General features: G+C 54.1%; 21 protein-coding genes. 4 read left to right on the plus strand and 17 right to left on the minus strand.

Going from position 1 to position 23,520, the window contains the following annotated elements:
* Positions 1-143 precede the first annotated feature (143 nt).
* The 15 genes from glmS to asnC form a co-directional block, all read right to left on the minus strand.
* Positions 144-1,973, minus strand: a complete 1,830-nt coding sequence (glmS, locus tag AC2T6E_RS17635; protein WP_010426581.1) for a glutamine--fructose-6-phosphate transaminase (isomerizing) — start codon at positions 1,971-1,973, stop codon at positions 144-146.
* Between the two features lie 225 nt (positions 1,974-2,198).
* On the minus strand, positions 2,199-3,569 hold the full coding sequence (gene glmU / locus AC2T6E_RS17640; RefSeq protein WP_148400141.1) for a bifunctional UDP-N-acetylglucosamine diphosphorylase/glucosamine-1-phosphate N-acetyltransferase GlmU: 1,371 nt from the start codon (positions 3,567-3,569) through the stop codon (positions 2,199-2,201).
* A 136-nt stretch (positions 3,570-3,705) separates the two neighbouring features.
* On the minus strand, positions 3,706-4,125 hold the full coding sequence (locus AC2T6E_RS17645; RefSeq protein ID WP_006177560.1) for a F0F1 ATP synthase subunit epsilon: 420 nt from the start codon (positions 4,123-4,125) through the stop codon (positions 3,706-3,708).
* 20 nt (positions 4,126-4,145) lie between these two features.
* Complete coding sequence (gene atpD / locus AC2T6E_RS17650; RefSeq protein ID WP_003862362.1) at positions 4,146-5,528, minus strand: F0F1 ATP synthase subunit beta; 1,383 nt, start codon at positions 5,526-5,528, stop codon at positions 4,146-4,148.
* Between the two features lie 26 nt (positions 5,529-5,554).
* Positions 5,555-6,418, minus strand: a complete 864-nt coding sequence (gene atpG, locus AC2T6E_RS17655) for a F0F1 ATP synthase subunit gamma (protein WP_010426586.1) — start codon at positions 6,416-6,418, stop codon at positions 5,555-5,557.
* Positions 6,419-6,469: 51 nt separating this feature from the next.
* Entirely contained in the window at positions 6,470-8,011 is a 1,542-nt protein-coding gene (gene atpA, locus AC2T6E_RS17660) for a F0F1 ATP synthase subunit alpha (RefSeq protein ID WP_010426588.1), read from the minus strand.
* 12 nt (positions 8,012-8,023) lie between these two features.
* The gene (atpH, locus tag AC2T6E_RS17665) at positions 8,024-8,557 is read right to left on the minus strand and encodes a F0F1 ATP synthase subunit delta (RefSeq protein ID WP_010426590.1); all 534 of its coding nucleotides are present in this window, start codon (positions 8,555-8,557) and stop codon (positions 8,024-8,026) included.
* Positions 8,558-8,571: 14 nt separating this feature from the next.
* Positions 8,572-9,042: a F0F1 ATP synthase subunit B gene (atpF, locus tag AC2T6E_RS17670; RefSeq protein WP_003862370.1), complete on the minus strand. Its 471-nt coding sequence runs from the start codon at positions 9,040-9,042 to the stop codon at positions 8,572-8,574.
* Positions 9,043-9,090: 48 nt separating this feature from the next.
* Complete coding sequence (gene atpE / locus AC2T6E_RS17675; RefSeq protein ID WP_000429386.1) at positions 9,091-9,330, minus strand: F0F1 ATP synthase subunit C; 240 nt, start codon at positions 9,328-9,330, stop codon at positions 9,091-9,093.
* A gap of 49 nt (positions 9,331-9,379) precedes the next feature.
* The gene (atpB, locus tag AC2T6E_RS17680; protein WP_100167517.1) at positions 9,380-10,195 is read right to left on the minus strand and encodes a F0F1 ATP synthase subunit A; all 816 of its coding nucleotides are present in this window, start codon (positions 10,193-10,195) and stop codon (positions 9,380-9,382) included.
* Positions 10,196-10,203: 8 nt separating this feature from the next.
* The gene (gene atpI / locus AC2T6E_RS17685; protein WP_008500194.1) at positions 10,204-10,584 is read right to left on the minus strand and encodes a F0F1 ATP synthase subunit I; all 381 of its coding nucleotides are present in this window, start codon (positions 10,582-10,584) and stop codon (positions 10,204-10,206) included.
* Between the two features lie 616 nt (positions 10,585-11,200).
* The gene (gene rsmG, locus AC2T6E_RS17690; RefSeq protein ID WP_010426599.1) at positions 11,201-11,824 is read right to left on the minus strand and encodes a 16S rRNA (guanine(527)-N(7))-methyltransferase RsmG; all 624 of its coding nucleotides are present in this window, start codon (positions 11,822-11,824) and stop codon (positions 11,201-11,203) included.
* A gap of 107 nt (positions 11,825-11,931) precedes the next feature.
* Positions 11,932-13,821, minus strand: a complete 1,890-nt coding sequence (gene mnmG / locus AC2T6E_RS17695) for a tRNA uridine-5-carboxymethylaminomethyl(34) synthesis enzyme MnmG (RefSeq protein ID WP_010426601.1) — start codon at positions 13,819-13,821, stop codon at positions 11,932-11,934.
* Between the two features lie 374 nt (positions 13,822-14,195).
* A complete protein-coding gene (mioC, locus tag AC2T6E_RS17700) occupies positions 14,196-14,645 on the minus strand; it encodes an FMN-binding protein MioC (RefSeq protein WP_089598341.1) in 450 nt (149 codons plus the stop codon).
* 90 nt (positions 14,646-14,735) lie between these two features.
* Positions 14,736-15,194: a transcriptional regulator AsnC gene (gene asnC / locus AC2T6E_RS17705; protein WP_008500198.1), complete on the minus strand. Its 459-nt coding sequence runs from the start codon at positions 15,192-15,194 to the stop codon at positions 14,736-14,738.
* A 151-nt stretch (positions 15,195-15,345) separates the two neighbouring features.
* Here asnC and asnA point away from each other — a divergent pair, with 151 nt between their 5' ends.
* Positions 15,346-16,338: an aspartate--ammonia ligase gene (gene asnA / locus AC2T6E_RS17710; protein ID WP_089598342.1), complete on the plus strand. Its 993-nt coding sequence runs from the start codon at positions 15,346-15,348 to the stop codon at positions 16,336-16,338.
* On the opposite strand, the gene viaA is transcribed toward asnA, so the two are convergent.
* Together viaA and ravA are read right to left on the minus strand one after the other, a co-directional pair.
* Positions 16,339-17,790, minus strand: a complete 1,452-nt coding sequence (viaA, locus tag AC2T6E_RS17715) for an ATPase RavA stimulator ViaA (RefSeq protein ID WP_486692674.1) — start codon at positions 17,788-17,790, stop codon at positions 16,339-16,341. It lies immediately after the preceding gene.
* Positions 17,784-19,280, minus strand: a complete 1,497-nt coding sequence (gene ravA, locus AC2T6E_RS17720) for an ATPase RavA (protein ID WP_010426606.1) — start codon at positions 19,278-19,280, stop codon at positions 17,784-17,786. The genes viaA and ravA overlap by 7 nt, the downstream gene beginning before the upstream one ends.
* Before the next feature lie 222 nt (positions 19,281-19,502).
* Between ravA and kup the strand changes: the two genes are divergently transcribed.
* The 3 genes from kup to rbsA all read left to right on the plus strand — a co-directional run bounded on the left by kup (position 19,503) and on the right by rbsA (position 23,520).
* Entirely contained in the window at positions 19,503-21,371 is a 1,869-nt protein-coding gene (kup, locus tag AC2T6E_RS17725) for a low affinity potassium transporter Kup (RefSeq protein ID WP_042719060.1), read from the plus strand.
* A gap of 216 nt (positions 21,372-21,587) precedes the next feature.
* Positions 21,588-22,007 (plus strand): D-ribose pyranase, encoded by a 420-nt coding sequence (rbsD, locus tag AC2T6E_RS17730; protein ID WP_218308905.1) that lies wholly within the window; start codon positions 21,588-21,590, stop codon positions 22,005-22,007.
* Positions 22,008-22,014: 7 nt separating this feature from the next.
* A complete protein-coding gene (rbsA, locus tag AC2T6E_RS17735; protein ID WP_486692678.1) occupies positions 22,015-23,520 on the plus strand; it encodes a ribose ABC transporter ATP-binding protein RbsA in 1,506 nt (501 codons plus the stop codon).

Consider the following 23,520-nt stretch of genomic DNA (forward strand, 5'->3'; position numbering starts at 1 on the left):
GGTTAACATTCCTTATATTAGTCCAAAAGACATATTCAGAAACAGACACAAATAACAGTTAATACTTTTTAGGAATAAATTTAGGTCGTAATAAAAAAGCCTCACATTTTCATGCGAGGCTTTTTCCATTATGTGTCGAATGATTATTCTACGGTGACGGATTTCGCCAGGTTACGCGGCTGGTCAACGTCGGTGCCTTTGATCAGCGCCACGTGATAGGCCAGAAGCTGCAGCGGAACGGTGTAGAAGATCGGTGCAATCACCTCTTCAACGTGCGGCATCTCGATGATGTGCATGTTATCACTGCTGGCGAAACCGGCATCTTTATCAGCGAAGACGTACAGGACACCGCCGCGGGCGCGCACTTCTTCGATGTTGGATTTCAGTTTTTCCAGCAGTTCGTTGTTAGGTGCCACAACGATGACCGGCATATCTGCATCGATCAGCGCCAGCGGGCCGTGTTTCAGCTCGCCTGCCGCATAGGCTTCAGCGTGGATGTAAGAGATCTCTTTCAGCTTCAGCGCGCCTTCCAGCGCAATCGGATACTGATCGCCACGACCCAGGAACAGGGCGTGATGTTTGTCAGAGAAGTCTTCAGCCAGCGCTTCAATGCGTTTGTCCTGAGACAGCATCTGCTCAATACGGCTCGGCAGCGCCTGCAGGCCGTGAACGATGTCGTGCTCAACGGAAGCATCTTCGCCTTTCAGACGCGCCAGTTTCGCCACCAGCATCAGCAGAACGGTCAGCTGAGTGGTAAAGGCTTTCGTGGAGGCCACGCCGATTTCGGTGCCCGCTTTGGTCATCAGCGCCAGATCGGACTCACGCACCAGCGATGAGCCTGGGACGTTACAGATGGCCAGCGAACCCAGGTAACCGAGCTCTTTAGACAGACGCAGCGCTGCCAGCGTGTCTGCCGTTTCGCCGGACTGTGAAAGGGTGATCATCAGGCTGTTACGGCGCACCGCGGATTTGCGATAGCGGAATTCAGACGCGATTTCCACGTCGCACGGCACGCCCGCCAGGGATTCAAACCAGTAGCGAGAGACCATACCGGAGTTGTAGGAGGTGCCGCAGGCCACGATCTGAATATGCTCAACTTTACCGAGCAGTTCGTTGGCGTTTGCGCCCAGCTCGCTCAGGTCAACCTCACCGTGGCTAATGCGCCCGGTCAGGGTGTTTTTGATGGCGTTTGGCTGCTCGTAAATCTCTTTCTGCATGTAGTGACGGTACGCGCCTTTGTCGCCCGCGTCGTACTGCAGGTTAGATTCGATCTCCTGGCGTTTTACCTGCTCGCCTTTGGTATCGAATACGGTCACGCTGCGACGGGTCACTTCCGCGATATCCCCCTCTTCCAGGAAGATAAAGCGACGGGTAACCGGCAGGAGCGCCAGCTGGTCAGAAGCGATGAAGTTTTCACCCATGCCCAGACCGATAACCATCGGGCTACCGGAACGCGCAGCCAGCAGCGTAGACGGGTCGCGGGAATCCATGATCACCGTACCGTAGGCACCGCGCAGCTGAGGAATGGTGCGCAGTACCGCTTCACGCAGCGTGCCGCCCTGCTCCAGCTCCCAGTGCACCAGGTGAGCAATCACTTCGGTGTCAGTTTCAGAGACGAAGGTGTAGCCGCGCGCTTTCAGTTCTTCGCGCAGCGGTTCGTGGTTTTCGATAATGCCGTTGTGCACGACTACGATGTGTTCAGACACATGCGGGTGCGCGTTACCTTCAGACGGTTCGCCGTGCGTCGCCCAGCGGGTATGCGCAATACCGGTACCACCGTGCAGCGGGTGTTCTTCCGCGGCCTGGGCCAGCATCTGCACTTTACCGAGACGGCGCAGACGGGTCATATGACCTTCTGCATCAACGACAGCCAAACCGGCAGAGTCGTAGCCACGGTATTCCAGACGACGTAAACCTTCGAGAAGGATTTCAGCAATATCACGCTGCGCAACTGCGCCAACAATTCCACACATAGTTTTAGATTCCGAATTTAGGCATGCTGCCTGCGTTGTCGCTGACCTGTATTTACCCTTTCCGGGCGCCCCGAGCCTTGTAGAGAGTGGGGTTATTTTTATGGGTACTGCTTGTGGGGGGAGATATATATTTATCTCCTCACCCGGGTTTGCCTGATGACGGCTACGCCTTATCAGGCCTACTCAATCGTAGGGCGGGTAAGCGTAGCGCCACCCGCCTTGTTGTTACTTTTTCTTCACCGGGCGTTTCCAGCCCTGCTTGTTGACCTGCGGAACGCGGCTTAACACCAGCTCGTTCGCGGCCACATCGCGCGTAACGGTTGTTCCAGCAGCAATGGTCACGCCGTTACCCACGGTAACAGGCGCCACCAGCTGCGTATCGGAGCCAACGAACACGTCATCACCGATGATGGTTTTAAACTTGTTGGCACCGTCATAGTTGCAGGTAATGGTTCCCGCGCCGATGTTCACGTTGTCGCCAATTTCCGCATCGCCCAGATAGGTCAGATGACCGGCTTTCGAGCCTTTACCCAGACGCGCTTTTTTCATTTCCACGAAGTTACCAACATGTGAGCCTTCCAGCAGCTCAGCACCCGGGCGCAAGCGTGCAAACGGGCCGATAGTACAAGCTACATCCAGACGGGCATCTTCCACCACGCTGTACGGGCTAATTTCGCAGTCGTCACCGATAACGCTGTTTTTAATCACGCAGCCGGTGCCAATTTTGACGCGGTTGCCCAGCGTGACGTTGCCTTCAACGATAACGTTAGTATCAATCTCAACGTCACGCCCGTGCGACAGGGTACCGCGCAGATCGAAACGTGCCGGATCGCGAAGCATCACACCCGCAAGAAGCAGCTTTTCGGCCTGCTCGGACTGATAAATACGCTCAAGACGGGAAAGCTGGAGACGGTTGTTCACGCCGTCCGTTTCGCTGATACGCGCCGGATGAACGGCAGCAATTTCACGCCCTTCGTGATACGCCATCGCAATGATATCGGTGATGTAGTATTCACCCTGCGCATTATTGTTGTTGAGCTGAGACAGCCAGCGTTTCATATCCGCGCCGTTGGCAATCAGGATACCGGTGTTAATTTCCGGGATCTGGCGCTGTTCCTCGCTGGCATCTTTGTGTTCTACGATGCCGGTCACCTTGCCGTTTTCGCGGGTGATGCGGCCATAGCCGCTCGGGTCGTCCAGTACGACGGTGAGAAGGCCAATACCGCCCTGGGGTTTAGCTTCACGCAGGCGGGTCAGGGTTTCAACGGAGATCAGCGGGACATCGCCGTACAGCATCAGAATGTCTTCGTCATCGGCAAAGAACGGGGCCGCCTGCTGCATCGCATGGCCAGTTCCCAGCTGTTCAGCCTGAAGCACCCAGTTGAGCTTGTCGTCACACAGCGTCTTTTTCAGTAAATCGCCACCGTGGCCGTAGACCAGGTTTACCTGACGAGCGCCCAATTCATTTGCTGCATCAATGACATGCTGCACCATTGGCTTTCCTGCCAACGTGTGAAGCACTTTAGGCAGATCGGAATACATGCGGGTACCTTTGCCAGCGGCAAGGATCACCACGCTCATCGCACTGTTTGACATACGCATCCTGACGGTAGTTTGAGTGAGAAGTAAAAACGTTTGATGCTTAAAATTCTACATCTTTTTCATCATGAATTAAGGCAAAAAAAAAGCCAGCCTGGTATCCAGACTGGCTTTTGAGCTTTTCAAGCCGGTGTTACATCGCTTTTTTGGTCAACTCGATAACGCGCAGTTTCGCGATCGCTTTGGCCAGTTCCGCAGACGCCTGAGCGTAATCCACGTCACCATGAGAGCTGCTAATGTGCTCTTCAGCCTTACGCTTCGATTCCAGGGCTCGCGCTTCGTCGAGATCCTGGCCACGAATAGCGGTATCGGCCAGAACGGTCACACTGCCAGGCTGCACTTCAAGAATGCCGCCGGACAGATAGATAAACTCTTCATGACCGAACTGTTTAACGATGCGGATCATACCAGGCTTAATGGCGGTGAGCAGCGGTGCGTGACCCGGGAAAATACCCAGTTCACCTTCACTACCCGTTACCTGGATTTTCTCGACCAGACCAGAGAACATTTGTTGCTCTGCGCTGACGACGTCCAGGTGGTAAGTCATTGCCATATCACCCTCCGATTAAGGCGTTAAAGTTTTTTGGCTTTTTCCACGGCTTCTTCGATGGAACCAACCATGTAGAACGCCTGCTCTGGCAGGTGATCGTATTCGCCTTCCATGATGCCTTTAAAGCCACGGATGGTGTCTTTCAGGGAAACGTATTTACCCGGAGAACCGGTGAATACTTCCGCAACGAAGAACGGCTGGGACAGGAAGCGCTGGATCTTACGAGCACGTGCTACCACCAGTTTGTCTTCTTCAGACAGTTCATCCATACCCAGGATGGCGATGATGTCTTTCAGTTCCTGGTAACGCTGCAGCAGGGACTGTACGCCACGCGCGGTGTCGTAGTGTTCCTGACCAACAACCAGTGGATCCAGCTGACGGCTGGTGGAGTCCAGCGGGTCAACGGCTGGGTAGATACCCAGAGACGCGATCTGACGGCTCAGTACCACGGTTGCATCTAAGTGCGCAAAGGTGGTTGCTGGAGATGGGTCAGTCAAGTCATCCGCAGGTACGTATACCGCCTGAACGGAGGTGATAGAACCGGTTTTGGTAGAGGTGATACGTTCCTGAAGAACACCCATCTCTTCCGCCAGCGTTGGCTGATAACCTACCGCTGAAGGCATACGACCCAGCAGTGCAGATACTTCAGTACCGGCCAGGGTGTAACGGTAGATGTTATCAACGAACAGCAGAACGTCACGGCCTTCGTCACGGAACTTCTCAGCCATAGTCAGACCGGTCAGCGCAACGCGCAGACGGTTTCCTGGTGGCTCGTTCATCTGGCCGTAAACCAGGGAAACTTTGTCCAGAACGTTGGAGTCGGTCATTTCGTGGTAAAAGTCGTTACCCTCACGAGTACGCTCACCCACGCCCGCAAACACAGAGTAACCGGAGTGCTCGATCGCGATGTTACGGATCAGCTCCATCATGTTTACAGTTTTACCTACACCCGCACCACCGAACAGACCGACTTTACCGCCCTTCGCGAACGGACACATCAGGTCGATAACTTTGATACCGGTTTCCAGCAGTTCCTGAGAGCTTGACAGCTCTTCGTAGGAAGGTGCTGCGCGGTGGATAGCCCAACGCTCTTCTTCACCGATGTCGCCTTTCATGTCGATTGGTTGACCCAATACGTTCATGATACGACCCAGTGTTGCTTTACCTACCGGGACTTCGATCGGGTGCTCAAGGTCTTTGACTTCCAGACCACGACGCAGACCGTCGGAAGAACCCATTGCGATGGTACGCACGATACCACCACCGAGCTGCTGCTGAACTTCCAGCACCAGGCTCTCGTTACCATTCTGTACCTCAAGAGCATCGTACACGCGCGGTACGGCATCCTGAGGGAACTCGACGTCAACCACGGCGCCGATTACCTGGACAATTTTTCCAGTAGCCATCTTGAATCCTCTACGAATTAACCTGGTTATACCGCGGATGCACCACCGACGATCTCGGTGAGTTCCTGAGTAATGCTGGCCTGACGAGCTTTGTTGTATACCAACTGCAGCTCTTTAATCAGGCTGCCGCCATTGTCGGTCGCGGCTTTCATCGCCACCATACGTGCGGCCTGCTCGCTGGCCAGGTTTTCTACAACACCCTGATAAACCTGTGATTCAACGTAACGACGCAGCAGGGTATCCAGCAGCGGTTTCGGATCAGGTTCATACAGGTAATCCCAGGCTTTTTGCTTCAACTCGTCATCTTCTGATGCCGGTAAAGGCAACATTTGAGTGAGCGTTGGAACCTGAGACATCGTGTTAATAAATTTGTTGCTGACAACATACAGTCTGTCCAGACGACCTTCATCGTAGGCCTGCAACATCACTTTAACCGGACCGATCAGTTCGGACAGGGACGGGTTATCACCCATACCGGTCACCTGAGCGACAATGTTGCCACCCACGGAGTTAAAGAAAGAAACGCCCTTAGAGCCGATCATTGCGATATCGCACTGAACGCCTTTCTCGGACCATGCTTTCATATCCGCCAGCAGTTTTTTGAACAGGTTAATGTTCAAGCCGCCGCACAGACCACGGTCGGTCGACACCACCAGGTAGCCCACGCGCTTAACGTCGCGTTCTTCCAGGTAAGGGTGCTTATATTCCAGATTACCGTTCGCAAGGTGACCAATCACTTTGCGCATGGTATCTGCATAAGGACGGCTGGCCGCCATGCGATCCTGCGATTTACGCATTTTGGAAGCGGCGACCATCTCCATCGCTTTAGTGATCTTTTGCGTGTTCTGGACGCTTGCGATCTTACTACGTATCTCTTTTGCGCCGGCCATGAGCTTCTCCTCAATGCCAGGCGGCTTGTCGTGAGACAAGCCGCCGGACGATTACCAGGACTGGGTTGCTTTGAAGGAATCGAGGATAGCTTTCAGCTTGCCTTCGATTTCGTCGTTATAGCCACCGGTCTGGTTGATCTCTTGCATCAGCGGAGCGTGATCACGGTCGACGTAAGCCAGCAGAGCGGCTTCGAAGCTACCGATTTTCGCCAGTTCCACATCTTCGAGGTAACCGCGTTCAGCCGCGAACAGCACCAGGCCCTGCTGAGCAACAGACATTGGCGCGTACTGTTTCTGCTTCAGCAGCTCGGTCACTTTCTGACCGTGGCTCAGCTGTTTACGGGTTGCTTCGTCCAGATCGGATGCGAACTGAGAGAACGCAGCCAGTTCACGATACTGTGCCAGAGCGGTACGGATACCACCGGACAGTTTCTTGATGATCTTGGTCTGAGCAGCACCACCAACACGGGATACGGAGATACCCGGGTTAACCGCCGGACGAATACCGGAGTTAAACAGGTTGGTTTCCAGGAAGATCTGACCATCGGTAATGGAGATTACGTTGGTCGGAACGAACGCAGAAACGTCACCCGCCTGGGTTTCAATGATCGGCAGAGCGGTCAGAGAGCCCGTTTGACCCTTCACTTCACCTTTGGTGAAGTTCTCGACGTATTCCGCGTTAACGCGGGAAGCACGCTCCAGCAGACGAGAGTGGAGGTAGAATACGTCGCCCGGGAATGCTTCACGTCCAGGTGGACGACGGAGCAGCAGGGAAACCTGACGATAAGCAACAGCCTGTTTAGACAGGTCATCGTATACGATCAGCGCATCTTCACCGCGGTCACGGAAGTATTCGCCCATTGCGCAACCGGCGTATGGCGCCAGGTATTGCAGTGCAGCAGATTCAGAAGCGGTCGCCACAACAACGATGGTGTTAGCCAGCGCGCCGTGCTCTTCCAGTTTACGAACCACGTTGGAAATGGTGGACGCTTTCTGGCCGATAGCCACGTACACACATTTGATGCCGGAGTCACGCTGGTTGATGATGGCGTCGATTGCCATCGCGGTTTTACCGGTCTGACGGTCACCGATGATCAGTTCACGCTGACCACGACCGATTGGGATCATGGCATCAACGGACTTATAACCAGTCTGCACTGGCTGATCAACGGACTGACGATCGATAACGCCCGGTGCGATAACTTCGATTGGGGAGAAGCCATCGTGCTCAACCGGACCTTTACCGTCGATTGGCGCACCCAGGGTGTTAACTACGCGACCCAGCAGGCCACGGCCAACCGGCACTTCCAGAATACGGCCAGTACACTTAACCTTCATGCCTTCGGCGAGGTCAGCGTATGGACCCATCACAACTGCACCTACGGAGTCGCGCTCCAGGTTCAGTGCGATAGCGTAACGGTTACCCGGCAGGGAAATCATCTCACCCTGCATACAATCGGCCAGGCCGTGGATGCGGATAACACCGTCACTTACAGAAACAATAGTACCTTCGTTATGAGCTTCACTCACAACATTGAACTGAGCAATGCGCTGCTTGATCAGTTCGCTGATTTCGGTGGAATTCAGTTGCATGCTCCAGTCCCCTTAAGACTGCAAGACGTCTGCAAGGCGTTCAAGACGGCCGCGTACGCTGCCATCAATGACCATATCACCCGAGCGGATGATTACGCCTGCCATTACAGACTTATCGATTTTGCAATTCAGCTTAACTTTGCGTGACAGACGTTTTTCCATCGCGGCGGTGATTTTCGCAAGCTGTTCGGTACTGAGTTCAGTCGCAGAAGTCACTTCGACTTCGGCAGTCGCTTCACTCAGCGCACGTAAGTGCTCAAACTGCTCGAGAACATCCGGGAGCACACGGAGACGACCATTTTCAGCCATAACCTTAATCAGGTTCTGGCCATTGGCATCCAGTTGCTCTCCGCACACGGCGATAAACGACGCGGCGAGGGTATCAGGCGCTAATGCACCAGACAGCAACTCGGCCATTTGTTCGTTTTTCGTCACCTCAGCGGCAAACGCCAGCATATCCTGCCAGCGATCGACATTTTGGTGTTCGACAGCAAAGTCAAAAGCTGCTTTGGCGTAGGGGCGAGCTACCGTAACAAATTCAGACATCAGCCCCTCCCTCCTTACAGTTCAGCGACAAGTTTGTCCACGATGTCGCTGTTAGCAGCTTCATCCACGGAACGTTCGATGATCTTCTCGGCGCCAGCAACAGCCAGAATCGCAACCTGCTTACGCAGTTCTTCACGAGCACGTTTACGCTCAGCTTCAATTTCAGCCTGAGCCTGTGTCACGATCTTAGTACGTTCCTGTTCTGCTTCAGCTTTGGCTTCGTCCAGGATCTGAGAACGGCGTTTGTTAGCCTGTTCAATGATTACCTGAGCTTCAGCTTTCGCTTTTTTCAGCTGGTCTGTCGCGTTGGCCTGTGCAAGGTCCAAATCTTTCTTAGCGCGTTCTGCGGAAGCCAGACCGTCAGCAATTTCTTTCTGACGTTTTTCGATGGCAGCCATTAAAGGCGGCCATACATACTTCATGCAGAACCAGACAAAGAGAATAAACGCGATGGCCTGGCCGAGGATTGTTGCGTTCATGTTCACAGCACAATACCTCTTTAATTTCTGTGGCTTGGGGTTTTAAAACTACTACTACGCGACAGCAAACATCACGTACAGACCCAGACCTACAGCGATCATTGGGATTGCATCCACCAGACCCATAACGATAAAGAACTGAGTACGCAGCAGAGGAATCAGATCAGGTTGACGCGCTGCGCCTTCCAGGAATTTGCCCCCGAGGATGCCGATACCGATCGCAGCACCGATAGCCGCCAGACCCATCATCACAGCGGCAGCCATGTACAGCAGATCCATATTCAGGTTTTCCATGACAGTCTCCAGTTTGTTTCAATTAAAACGTAGTAGTGTTGGTAAAAAATCAGTGCTCTTCAGACGCCATCGACAGATAGACGATCGTCAGAACCATGAAGATAAAGGCTTGCAGCGTAATGATCAGGATGTGGAAAATGGCCCATGGCACATTCAGAATCCACTGTGACCACCACGGCAGAAGACCCGCGATCAGAATGAAAATCAGCTCACCCGCATACATGTTGCCGAACAGTCGCAGACCCAGTGAAACAGGTTTGGACAGCAGGCTAACGCCTTCCAGGATCAGGTTGACCGGAATAAACGCCCAGTGGTTGAACGGCTGCAAGGTAAGCTCTTTCACAAAGCCGCTTACGCCTTTCATTTTGATGCTGTAGAAAAGAATCAGGATAAACACGCCCAGTGCCATCGACAGGGTGATGTTCACGTCCGCAGACGGTACAACACGCAGCGCAGGCAGGCCGAAGATGTGCTCGCCGATGAACGGCAGCAGGTCAATTGGCAGCAGGTCCATCAGGTTCATCAGGAAGACCCAAACGAACACGGTCAGGGCCAGCGGAGCAATCAGCTTGCTCTTGCCATGGTACATGTCTTTCACGCTGCCATGGACGAAGCCGATGATCATTTCGACGAAGGTCTGGAATTTCCCTGGTACACCGCTGGTCGCTCGTTTAGCAACACCGCGGAACATGGCCAGGAACAGAAGACCCAAAACCACCGAGAAGAACATGGAGTCGATGTTGATCGTCCAGAAGGTGGCCGGGGGGTTATGTGGATCCACCAGCGAGAATGTACGCAGGTCCAGCTGAAGGTTATTCAGATGGTGACCTATGTAATCCTGCGGCGTCATATTTTCTGAAGCCATGATGCCTTTTACCCTTTGTTATTGATTACAGCTGGAGCCAGAACTTGTACCACCAGCACCAAAACCCACGTTGCTATCAGCGGCATGAATACCACTTTCAAAACCGCCAGCGCCATCACCAGTAAAGCAAAGGTCAGCAACACCTTACACACTTCGCCGAGGGCGAAGGACCAGGCCACGCGGCCTTTGGCGGGTGTATGCGCCTGATGACGCCAGGCAAAAATCATAAACAACACGTTTGGCAGAACCACCGCCAAACCCCCGCACACGGCGGAGATGCCCCAGAAGGGGTCTTTGAGGCTAAACAGCAGTCCACTTGCTATCACAGCCAGAAACTGAATGAACAGAAGCTTACGAGCAACGTTTCTACTCAAGAGCGACACAGACATCACGTTTTTACTCCTGCTCCCTTCGAGGTATGCCGCGTGTCGTATAAAACGTCCTTTAAGGCTCAGAGTCAAGCATCAAAAAGCGGTCAAATTATACGGTGCGCACCCGTGATTTCAAACATTAAGTAGCGAAAAGGTGAATAAATGTTTAAATATTTTTCCCCGCCGCTGTTTTTCAACTTTTGACGTCCGCGTTGACCTTCAGGCAAAACTGCAAACAGCGCGAAAACGTTGGCGAGAAAGCGTGCACGAGATCACAAAATGCACATTTACGATAAGGTTGTATTTATCAAAGACGTAAATCTGATTATTTCATCCTTATGAAATTAAAGACAAAATATCGCAACTATTTTCAAAACAACCCTGTATACAACAAAAACCTTTTATTGACATTCTTAATAAAAATTTAACATTGTTTTCTTGTTGCCGCTTTTCACTTTTAGCAGGCTGATATTTTCGCAGTTGATTATCTTAACGGTGAACAATAACCACAACGTTAACTGCAAGAAAATCCATGGTAACAACAAGGTTAAATTTAGCTCAGAATAATCCCCGGAAATGCGCTGCTTTTTAACACAACAAGAACAGCACAAATTCCCCATTTTTTATTTAATTTTTAAAAATTGTTTGGCTTAAGAATCACCAGATGACGCTCACCCTCAAGGTGAGGGACCTGTAATTTTTCAATTGATTCCACGGCAAAACCTTCCGGGAGCTGCTCAATTTCGTCCTCAGGGACGAGTCCTTTCAAGGCATAAAAACGCCCTTCCTTCGCAGGCAGATGCTTGCACCAGCTCACCATATCGTTGAGCGAGGCAAATGCACGGCTAATCACCCCATCAAACGGTGGCTCTGCCGGGAACGCTTCTACCCTGCTCTGGACGGGAGTGATGTTTTCAAGCTTCAGCTCGTGCTGAACCTGGCGCAAGAAGCGAATACGTTTTCCGAGGCTGTCTAGCAGTGTGAAATGGCTCTCAGGACGAACAATCGACAGCGGAACACCCGGTAAACCAGGTCCCGTACCCACGTCGATAAAGCGCTCCCCCTTCAGATACGGCGCCACCACGATGCTATCGAGAATATGGCGTATCAGCATCTCGTTGGGATCGCGCACTGACGTCAGGTTGTACGCTTTGTTCCATTTGTTCAGCATATCGACATAGGCCACCAGCTGGTTTTTCTGGTGATCGGTGAGCGAAATACCTGCTTCATCCAGCAGACGAGAGAGTTTATTGAGCACGGTGGGTACCTGTTTAGAGATTTTTCGCCCGGTGGCGCTGCCGCTTACCGGGCCTACGAATAAGTAGGGCGGGTCAGCGAAGCGCCACCCGCCAAAAACAATGTCAATTATGCGCTGCGGCGCAGCATGCCTTGCTTTTTCAGCCACACCAGCAGAATCGAAATCGCGGCAGGTGTGACGCCGGAGATACGGGAAGCCTGGCCGATCGACACAGGTTTGTGATCGTTCAGCTTAGCGATCACTTCGTTGGAAAGGCCCGTTACCTGGCGGTAGTCCAGCATTTCCGGCAGCAGCGTGTTTTCGTTGCGCTGCTGTTTTTCGATCTCATCCTGCTGACGCGCGATATAACCTTCGTATTTCACCTGGATTTCGACCTGCTCGGCCGCTTCAGCGTCTTCCAGGCCAGGCGCGAACGCGGTCAGTTTGACCAGGTTCTCGTAGGTCACTTCAGGGCGACGCAGCAGATCTTCGCCGCTGGCTTCACGTGACAGCGGCGCTGTTAAGTGAGCATTCACTTCGGCAGCGGTTTCCGCCTGTGGATTCACCCAGGTGGTTTTCAGACGCTGACGTTCCTGCTCAATGCGTTCCAGCTTCTCGTTAAAACGCGCCCAGCGTTCGTCATCCACCAGACCCAGCTCGCGGCCCATTTCAGTCAGACGGAGGTCGGCGTTGTCTTCGCGCAGCATCAGGCGATATTCCGCGCGAGAGGTAAACATACGGTACGGTTCTTTGGTACCCAGCGTGCAGAGATCGTCAACCAGCACGCCCAGATAAGCCTGGGAACGCCCCGGTGCCCAGCCCTCTTTCTCGGCAGAGAAGCGGGCGGCGTTCAGACCGGCAAGCAGACCCTGCGCTGCGGCTTCTTCGTAGCCGGTCGTGCCGTTAATCTGGCCCGCGAAGAACAGACCCTGGATGAATTTGCTTTCCAGGGTTGGCTTCAGGTCACGCGGATCGAAGAAATCGTACTCAATAGCGTAGCCAGGGCGAACAATTTTTGCGTTCTCCATGCCCTGCATTGAGCGAACAATTTGCATCTGTACATCGAACGGCAGGCTGGTGGAGATGCCGTTCGGGTAAATTTCGTTTGAGGTCAGCCCTTCCGGCTCCAGGAAGATCTGGTGCTGGTTACGATCGGCAAAGCGCATCACCTTGTCTTCGATCGACGGGCAGTAGCGCGGGCCGATCCCTTCGATCACGCCAGCATACATTGGGCTACGATCGAGGTTATTGCGGATCACGTCATGGGTTTTCTCGTTGGTGTGCGTGATGTAGCACGGTACCTGCTGCGGATGCTGAGCCGCATTGCCCATGAACGAGAACACCGGCATCGGATTATCACCGTGCTGTTGCGCCAGCACGCTGAAATCAATGGTCCGCGCGTCAATACGCGGCGGTGTACCGGTTTTCAGGCGGCTGACGCGCAGCGGCAGTTCGCGCAGACGACGTGACAGTGGGATAGACGGCGGATCGCCAGCACGGCCACCGCTGTAGTTATCCAGGCCGATATGAATTTTTCCGTCCAGGAATGTCCCGACGGTCAGCACAACCGCTTTTGCGCGGAACTTGAGACCCATCTGGGTCACGGCACCCACGACGCGATCGTTCTCGACGATAAGATCTTCAACAGCCTGCTGGAAGATCATCAGGTTCGGCTGGTTCTCCAGCGCAGTGCGTACAGCCTGGCGGTAAAGCACGCGGTCTGCCTGTGCACGGGTCGCACGAACAGCAGGCCCTTTACTCGCGTTTAGTATCCTAAACTGGATGCCTGCATGATCGATCGCTTTCGCCATCAGGCCGCCAAGTGCATCCACTTCTTTTACCAGGTGTCCTTTCCCAATGCCGCCAATCGCCGGATTACAGGACATTTGTCCCAGCGTGTCGATATTGTGTGTCAAAAGCAGGGTCTGCTGACCCATTCGCGCTGCGGCCATTGCGGCCTCAGTGCCTGCATGACCCCCGCCAATGATGATGACGTCAAAAGGATCCTGATAAAACATGGTGGTCTGCCTCGCGTAAAGCGGTATGAAAATGGATTGAAGCCCGGGCCGTGGATTCTACTCAACTTTAGTCTTTCGAGAAAGCATTGGGATCCTGGGCTATTAAAAAGAAGATCTTTTTATTTAGAGATCTGTTCTATTGTGATCTCTTATTAGGATCGCGGTCTGCTGTGGATAAGTCCGATCCGGCAAATAAGATCATCAGGTTAGGAAGGATCGTTTGCTGTGAATGATCGGTGATCCTGAAACGTATAAGCTGGGATCAGATCGCGACTTTATACACAGGCCAAAAACATCCCCAGAGTTGTTCTTTGGATAACTACGGGTTAATACGAGCTTTTAACCAGAGTTATCCACACCTGTTCGCGCGATCTTTAATCGTTTTTGAGTAAATTTTTCCAATCTGCTAGCCAGATCTCGGCCGGATCTTCCGGAATGTCGTGATCGAGGATGTTGATCTTGAGCGTTTCACCCAGCTGTTTTGCTCCACACGCAGTGACAGCGGCTTCAACTTTCTCTATGGCACCGCAGAAGGTGTCATATTCACGACTGCCGATCCCCACCGCGCCAAAACGGACGTTTGACAGGTCAGGCTGTTGTTCCAGCAGTTCGTCATATAAAGGTTGCAGATTATCCGGGAGATCGCCCGCGCCGTGCGTGGAGGTAATCAGCAGCCAGACCCCGTCAGCCGGGAGATCTTCAAGTAACGGCCCGTGCAAGGTTTCTGTCGAAAAGCCTGCATCTTCCAGCTTTTCAGCCAGATGTTCCGCCACGTATTCCGCACCGCCAAGGGTGCTGCCACTGATAAGGGTAATGTCCGCCATTGATCGCTCGCTCAGATAAAGAGGCGATCATTGTACGCTGTGAGCGAGCTGGGATCTACCTGTGGAAAATGTGGGTATGAGTTTGCCCGATCAGGGGCGGATGGTACGCATGATCGGGTTTTGCAGGGAGATCAGCGTCTCGGTGGACTGAATTTCATCAATTGTTTGGATCTTGTTGATAAGTACCTGCTGGAGGGCATCGATGGATCGGCACATCACCTTTATAAAGATGCTGTAATGCCCGGTGGTGTAGTACGCCTCGGTGACTTCATCCAGCGCGTTCAGCTTCGCCAGCGCGGAAGGGTAGTCTTTTGCGCTTTTAAGAATGATGCCGATAAAGCAGCAGACGTCATAACCCAGCTGCTTTGGGCTGACGTCGATGCGCGCGCCAGTAATGATCCCTGCCTGTTTCATCTTCTCTACACGAACGTGAATCGTCCCAGGGCTGACGCCAAATTGTTTCGCCAGTTCGGCGTAGGCGGTGCGTGCATTGGCCATTAAGGCCTCGAGGATGCCGCGGTCCAGATTGTCGATCTGATAATTTTCCATAGCTTTTTCTTATGAAGATTAATGAATCACTCTATTCTAGCGTCTTATTTTAACGAATCAAAAGTGAAGTCGGCTTTTTGTTGATGGGTTATTGAATTAAGTGCCGGTTCTGTTGCTTAATCAGTACCAACAGGACGCAGGAGTATAAATAATGAAAACCGCTTACATTGCAAAACAACGCCAGATCAGTTTCGTTAAATCCCATTTTTCCCGCCAACTGGAAGAGAAGCTTGGCCTGATTGAAGTTCAGGCGCCAATTCTCAGCCGCGTGGGTGACGGGACGCAGGATAACTTGTCTGGATGCGAAAAAGCGGTACAGGTGAAAGTGAAAACACTGCCAGACGCCCAGTTCGAAGTGGTTCATTCCCTGGCGAAATGGAAGCGTCAAACTCTGGGGCAACACGACTTCAGCGCGGGCGAAGGACTTTACACGCACATGAAAGCCCTTCGTCCCGACGAAGATCGCCTCACTCCAATTCACTCCGTATACGTTGACCAGTGGGACTGGGAGCGCGTGATGGGTGACGGCGAGCGCCACGTTGGCACGCTGAAATCTACCGTTGAAGCGATCTACGCCGGAATCAAAGCCACCGAAGCGGCAGTGAGCAAAGAGTTTGGTCTGGCACCGTTCCTGCCGGAAACGATCCACTTTGTACACAGTCAGGAACTGCTGAGCCGCTTCCCGGGTCTGGATGCCAAAGGTCGTGAACGTGCGATTGCTAAAGAGTTAGGTGCCGTTTTCCTGATCGGGATCGGCGGGAAATTGTCTGACGGCAAACGTCACGACGTCCGTGCGCCGGACTACGACGACTGGAGCACTGCAGGTGAATCTGAATTTGCCGGTCTGAACGGTGATATTCTGGTCTGGAACCCGGTTCTGGAAGATGCCTTTGAGCTCTCTTCTATGGGGATCCGCGTGGATGCGGAGGCACTGAAGCGTCAGCTGGCGGTTACTGGTGATGAAGATCGCCTCAAATTAGAGTGGCACCAGGCGCTGCTGCGCGGTGAAATGCCGCAGACCATCGGCGGCGGTATCGGACAGTCCCGTCTGACCATGCTGCTGCTTCAACTGCCACATATCGGTCAGGTGCAGTGTGGCGTATGGCCGCAGCAGGTACGTGAAAGCGTCGGTTCTCTTCTTTAATTAACGCCGCCAGCGTCTGAGCAGACGGCTACGCAGCCCGGTATCAAAGCGCCAGATATGATCGAAGATGCGCATGATGCCGGGTTTTCCATGCACGGACATCGCGACGGCATGGAACCGGTGCTGGTGCACCCGCTGTAACTCCTTCACTTTATTCACCACGTCATCCGGCAGCCGCTGGGCGATGAAATCGGAAATCACCACCGCGTCGGCGTCGTACCAGTCACCACCCTGCATACGCTCCACAATGCTGCGAAAACAGCTGGCCAGATCGGTACCGCCGCGAAAACGCTGGCTCAAAAAGCGGATCGCCTGTTCGATCCCCTGCTGGTTCGTCAATTCATAGCCCACCACCTCGCTGGAGAACAGCATGATGAAGCAGCGGCGCCGATCGGCGAGCGCGACGCGCATCAGCGCCAGGCAGAACGCCTTCGCGCACTGCTCGTTAAAGCCGCCCATCGAGCCGGACGTATCCACGCAGACAATAAAAGGCCCGCGCGGCTGCTCATCAAAGTCCTGATGAACCACTGGACGCTGGCTTACCTTCTCGCGCCAGGATTCCCCATGCAGTCGATAGGTGAGGAGCTGCTTTTCCACCAGCCGACGATAGAACTCATATTCCAGCTCGGTCATCCCCAGCGTGCTTAGCTCGGTCGGCAGCAGGCGTAAGATGTCGTCGCTTTGCTGCAATCCATCCACCTGCTCGGGCACGGTGGCCGGTTCGCGGACCAGCGTGCGGAAGGTTTCCATCGGCGCGTCTTTCTTTGGGACCGATTTTGCCTCCCGCGAGCGGCCAAGCTGTTCCGCAAGCTTCATCAGCTCGGGCTGCTGCGTTAGAAAGTCGCCGTACTTCACGATCAGCTGGTAGTCCCCGCGCTTCAGCTGCCCGGCGCTCATGTCCCAGAGGCGTCCGGCAGCGTTTTCATTTTCTACCAGCACCTCTTCAAGCTGGCCGCTCAGCGTCATACGCTCCTGAACTTCGCTGAGCAGCTGTTCACGCTCTTCATCCAGCAGCTGCTGGTTCAGCGTTGTGGCCTGAACCACCAGGCTCAGCCGCCAGCGCTGTAAAAAAAGGGTATGCAGCGCGGGGGTAAAGGTGGCGTTATCCGTAACCAGCGCCCGCGCCTGGCTGGCAAACGGAGAGTGGACTTTATCAAGCAGCGTAAGGGTTTGCGGTAGCTGGACGATAAACTGCGGTGTCGACAGCCGTTGGCACTGCTGATAGCTGGCGACCTCCTCCGTCAATTCAGGCGGAACTTCCGTCTCCTTAAACCGCTGGCGAAGGTTACCGCGCCAGCGTGGGAGATCGTCGGTCATCGCCTTTTTGAGCCTGGGGAATTTTTCAAAGAAAGCCGCCAGCTGCGGAGAGGCCAGAAGGGTAATGACCACCTCTTCAATCAACCCTTCCTCGCTGACTGCCAGCATCACGTTGAGCGTGTCCAGCGTTAGCATTGACGCGCCTGTTTGATCTGCGCGCTGACGTCCTGCAGGCTGGCTTCGATACGACCTAACCAGTCGCTATGAATAAAGAGGCATTTTTGCTGCTCGCTGAAGCGCGTGTGCTGCTGGTGCCATTCCGTATCCAGCGCTTCCAGTTGCTGCTTGATCTCTTCCGGCACGCTATCCGAAGCAGTGCCCGGCAGCGCCAGACGCGATCCTTGCAGGCTGACATCGCGGATCACCAGATGCTGGCTGCTATCCACTTCCATCGTCAGCGGCTGGGCAAAACCAATACCGTTGAGCTTGCCGCGGATCTCACCGCCCTTATCGAGCCACTGCGCCAGCGTTTCGCGCTCAATCGTAATGTGGACCACCTGCATATCGTGCAGTTTGAGCGGCTGCTGGAGCAGCAGCGTGAGCGTCGTACCAGTCAGATCGGCAGGAAGCTCATAGTGCGGTTTGCGGGCGAACATGCCACCAAGGCGATTCACTTTCAGCGCGGTTTTATCACTTTGCTGCTGCTGAAGCTGGATGCGCCGCTGGGCAATCGCCCCCAGCTGGTTGAGCATCGCCTGCTGCCCCCAGGCGTGTCCGGTCATCAATATTTCAAGCTGCTGCTGCATCAAATTCATCCCTTCGGCATCGTGCCAAAGGCAGTCTTTTAGCAGGATGAGATCGATTGGCGCAACGGCATCACGACCGCTGAACAAGGCGCTGGCCTGCAACAGACGGATCGCTTTTTTCCAGCGACGGTCAGAGACGTAAGGTGCAGCAGGCAGCAAATCAAGCTGTTGGCGCAGCATGAAGATCAGCTCAAAGACCGCGTCGGGCAGGGTGATTTTGCCGATGTCCTGTTGCCACTGGTGATACTCCTCATCGGTGACCTGCAGCGAAGCAGACACCGGATTCTCGTTCTCATCCTGCTGGCTTATCAGCAGGGAGCGGAAATTTGATTTATCCTGCACTTTGTCCAGCCACAGGCGGATCAACATGCGGTCATACAGCGCTTCCAGGCTGCTGTCGGCTTCAGGCAGTTCGTTGGAAGCCGCCACCAGCAGGCGCATCGGGATTTTCTCTTCGCTGGCACCGTTGCGGAACCGACGTTCGTTAATCGCCGTCAGCAGGGTATTCAGAATCGCCGGGCCGGCTTTCCAGATCTCATCAAGAAAGACAATTTCAGCCTCTGGCAGATACCCCGCCGTCAAACGCTCATAGCGCCCTTCATCTTTCAGCGCCTGAATGGAAAGCGGGCCAAACACTTCTTCGGGGGTGGAAAAGCGGGTCATGAGATATTCGAAGGCGCGGGCGTTCTGAAAAGCAAATTTGAGCCTGCGGGCAATCAGGCTTTTGGCAATGCCCGGTGGACCCAGCAAAAACACGCTTTCACCGCTCAATGCCGCCAGTAGACAGAGGCGAATGGCGTGGCTACGCTCGTAAAGGCCTTTCTCCAGCGCGCTGCTAAGGCGGGAAATTCTTTCTGCTAATAAATGTGAGTGAGCCATAATAGTTTTGCATCCTTTCGCCGTCGTGGCGGCCAATTGAAGCGAGTATAGACGTTTCGGTCAGGGCTGGTAATAGACTGAAGTGCGGCGCAATTTACTTTGCGCTACATTAACGCGGTTGCATTTAGGGGTACGATTTTGCAGTGAATCGTGCATACTGTGCGCTTTTTGTGGGCCAAGGGACTAGGCACACATTTGTTATTTAAACGAAAAGACTAGTCTATGAGCACTGATAATAAGCAATCATTACCCGCAATTACGCTTGCGGCGATCGGGGTTGTCTATGGTGATATCGGCACCAGCCCGCTGTATACGCTACGTGAATGTTTGTCCGGCCAGTTTGGGTTTGGTGTTGAACGCGATGCCGTTTTTGGTTTCCTGTCACTCATCTTCTGGCTGCTGATTCTGGTCGTTTCCGTTAAATATCTCTCTTTCGTCATGCGTGCAGATAACGCAGGCGAAGGCGGTATCCTGACGCTGATGTCCCTTGCCGGACGCAATACCTCTGCCAGAATGACGTCGGTGCTCGTGATCATCGGGCTGATTGGCGGCAGTTTCTTCTACGGGGAAGTGGTGATAACGCCCGCTATTTCGGTGCTCTCGGCGATAGAGGGGCTTGAAATTATCGCGCCACAGCTCGAGACATGGGTGGTTCCGCTGGCCATTATCGTTCTGACGCTGCTGTTTGTGATCCAAAAGCACGGTACCGGGCTGGTGGGGAAACTGTTTGCGCCGATTATGCTGGCCTGGTTCCTGATCCTTGCTGCGCTTGGATTGCGCAGCATTATCGCGAACCCGGAAGTGCTGCATGCGCTGAACCCTTACTGGGCGGTGCATTTCTTCCTCGAATATAAAGTGGTTTCCTTCGTGGCGCTGGGTGCCGTCGTGCTCTCCATTACCGGTGTGGAAGCGCTGTATGCTGACATGGGGCACTTCGGGAAACTGCCTATCCGCGTGGCATGGTTTATTGTGGTGCTGCCGTCGCTGGTGCTGAACTACTTCGGCCAGGGCGCACTGCTGCTTACAAACCCAGAGGCGATTAAGAACCCGTTCTTCCTGCTGGCGCCGGACTGGGCGCTGGTGCCGATGCTGATCCTGGCGACGCTGGCGACCGTCATTGCCTCTCAGGCGGTGATTTCTGGCGTGTTTTCTCTGACGCGCCAGGCCGTGCGTCTGGGTTATCTCTCACCGATGCGCATCATCCATACCTCGGAGATGGAGTCCGGCCAGATCTACATTCCTTTCATTAACTGGCTGCTCTATTTTGCGGTGGTGATCGTCATCGTTAGCTTCGAGCACTCCAGTAACCTGGCGGCGGCGTACGGTATTGCCGTGACCGGTACGATGGTGCTGACCTCGATTCTCTCCACCACGGTGGCGTACCGTAACTGGCACTGGAATAAATTCCTCGTGGCGATGATTCTGGTGGGCTTCCTGTGCATCGACGTGCCGCTGTTCTCTGCGAACCTCGACAAGATAGTGTCCGGTGGCTGGCTGCCGCTGACGCTGGGTCTGGTGATGTTCATTGTCATGACCACCTGGAAAAGCGAGCGTTTCCGACTGCTGCGCCGCATGCACGAGCACGGGAATTCTCTGGAGGCGATGATCGCTTCTCTGGAGAAATCCCCGCCGGTCCGCGTGCCGGGTACCGCGGTATATATGTCTCGAGCATTGAACGTGATTCCGTTCGCGCTGATGCATAACCTCAAGCACAACAAAGTGCTGCACGAGCGGGTGATCCTGCTGACGCTGCGCACCGAAGATGCGCCGTATGTCCACAACGTGCGCCGCGTGCAGATTGAGCAACTGTCGCCGACTTTCTGGCGCGTGGTGGCAAGCTACGGCTGGCGCGAAACGCCGAACGTGGAAGAGGTGTTCCACCGCTGCGGTCTGGAAGGGCTGAGCTGCCGGATGATGGAGACGTCGTTCTTTATGTCGCACGAGTCGCTGATCATCGGCAAGCGCCCGTGGTATCTGCGCCTGCGCGGCAAGCTGTACCTCATCCTGCAGCGTAACGCCCTGCGCGCGCCTGACCAGTTTGAGATCCCGCCTAACCGCGTGATTGAGCTGGGAACGCAGGTCGAGATCTAATCCCTCCTGAAAATGCCGGGTGGCGCTTCGCTTACCCGGCCTACCGAACCTGTAGGCCCGCGCAAGCGAAGCACCGCCGGGCAATTTATCCCCTCCATATTTGACTTAGCGAAACGTTTCGACGTCGATCACAAATCTGTTACGTCATGATGGTTTTCTGAACACTCTTGCGTCTACACTACTTTTAGCGAAACGTTTCGCTAGTGGAGCAAGAAAATGAAGAAAGGCACGGTTCTCAACTCAGAAATCTCATCGGTTATTTCCCGTCTTGGGCATACCGATACGCTGGTGGTTTGCGATGCAGGCTTACCGGTTCCGCGCAGCACAACCCGTATCGATATGGCGTTAACGCAGGGTGTTCCTTCGTTTATGCAGGTACTGGAAGTCGTGACGGCGGAGATGCAGGTTGAGGCAGCCATTCTCGCGGCGGAAATCAAACAATATAATCCGCAACTCCACGAAACGTTGCTCGGCCACATTGAGCAACTGCAACAACACCAGGGAAACACCATAGAAATTCGTTACACGACGCACGAACAGTTCAAACAACAAACCGCAGACAGTCAGGCGGTGATTCGCAGCGGGGAGTGTTCCCCGTATGCGAATATCATTCTCTGTGCTGGCGTCACCTTCTGAGGCCATCATGGACGCATTACTGCAACTCAAAGGGATCGATAAGTCGTTCCCGGGCGTAAAAGCCCTCTCCGGTGCGGCGCTGAACGTCTACGCCGGGCGCGTCATGGCGCTGGTGGGCGAGAACGGTGCCGGCAAATCCACCATGATGAAAGTGCTGACAGGTATCTATCAACGCGATGCCGGTTCACTCGTCTGGCTGGGGAAAGAGACCACCTTCAATGGCCCGAAATCCTCTCAGGAAGCGGGCATCGGCATTATTCACCAGGAGCTGAACCTCATCCCTCAGCTCACCATTGCGGAAAACATCTTTCTCGGCCGCGAGTTTGTTAACCGGTTCGGCAAAATCGACTGGAAAACCATGTATGCCGAAGCGGACAAGCTGCTGGCGAAGCTGAACCTGCGCTTTAGGAGCGACCGTCTGGTGGGCGATCTCTCGATTGGCGATCAGCAGATGGTGGAAATCGCGAAGGTACTGAGCTTTGAGTCGAAGGTCATCATTATGGATGAACCGACCGATGCCCTGACCGATACCGAAACTGAATCCCTGTTCCGCGTGATCCGCGAGCTGAAATCGCAGGGGCGCGGGATTGTCTATATCTCTCACCGTATGAAAGAGATCTTCGAAATCTGCGATGACGTCACCGTCTTCCGCGACGGACAGTTTATTGCCGAGCGCGAAGTGGCGACGCTGACTGAAGATTCGCTTATCGAAATGATGGTGGGACGTAAGCTGGAAGATCAGTATCCGCATCTGGATAAAGCGCCGGGTGAGATCCGCCTGAAGGTGGATAACCTCTGTGGTCCGGGCGTGAACGACGTGACCTTTACCCTGCGCCAGGGCGAGATCCTGGGCGTGGCGGGCCTGATGGGGGCCGGACGTACCGAGCTGATGAAAGTGTTGTACGGCGCACTGCCGCGTACCAGCGGTTATGTCACCCTCGACGGTCATGACGTGGTCACTCGCTCTCCGCAGGATGGTCTGGCGAACGGCATCGTCTATATCTCCGAAGACCGTAAGCGCGACGGCCTGGTGCTGGGCATGTCGGTAAAAGAGAACATGTCCCTGACCGCGCTGCGCTATTTCAGCCACAGCGGCGGTACGCTGAAGCATAAAGACGAGCAGCAGGCAGTGAGCGATTTTATCCGCCTCTTTAACGTCAAAACCCCGTCGATGGAGCAGGCGATTGGCCTCTTATCCGGCGGGAATCAGCAAAAAGTGGCGATTGCGCGCGGGCTGATGACGCGCCCGAAAGTGTTGATCCTCGACGAGCCAACCCGCGGCGTGGACGTGGGCGCGAAGAAAGAGATCTATCAGCTGATTAACCAGTTTAAGGCCGATGGTCTGAGCATCATTCTGGTCTCTTCCGAGATGCCAGAAGTATTAGGCATGAGCGATCGCATAATCGTCATGCATGAAGGGCATCTCGGCGGTGAATTCACTCGCGAGCAGGCCACCCAGGAAGTTCTGATGGCTGCCGCTGTGGGCAAGCTTAATCGCGTGAATCAGGAGTAA

It is taken from the genome of Enterobacter sp. B79-1 (genome assembly GCF_057444735.1).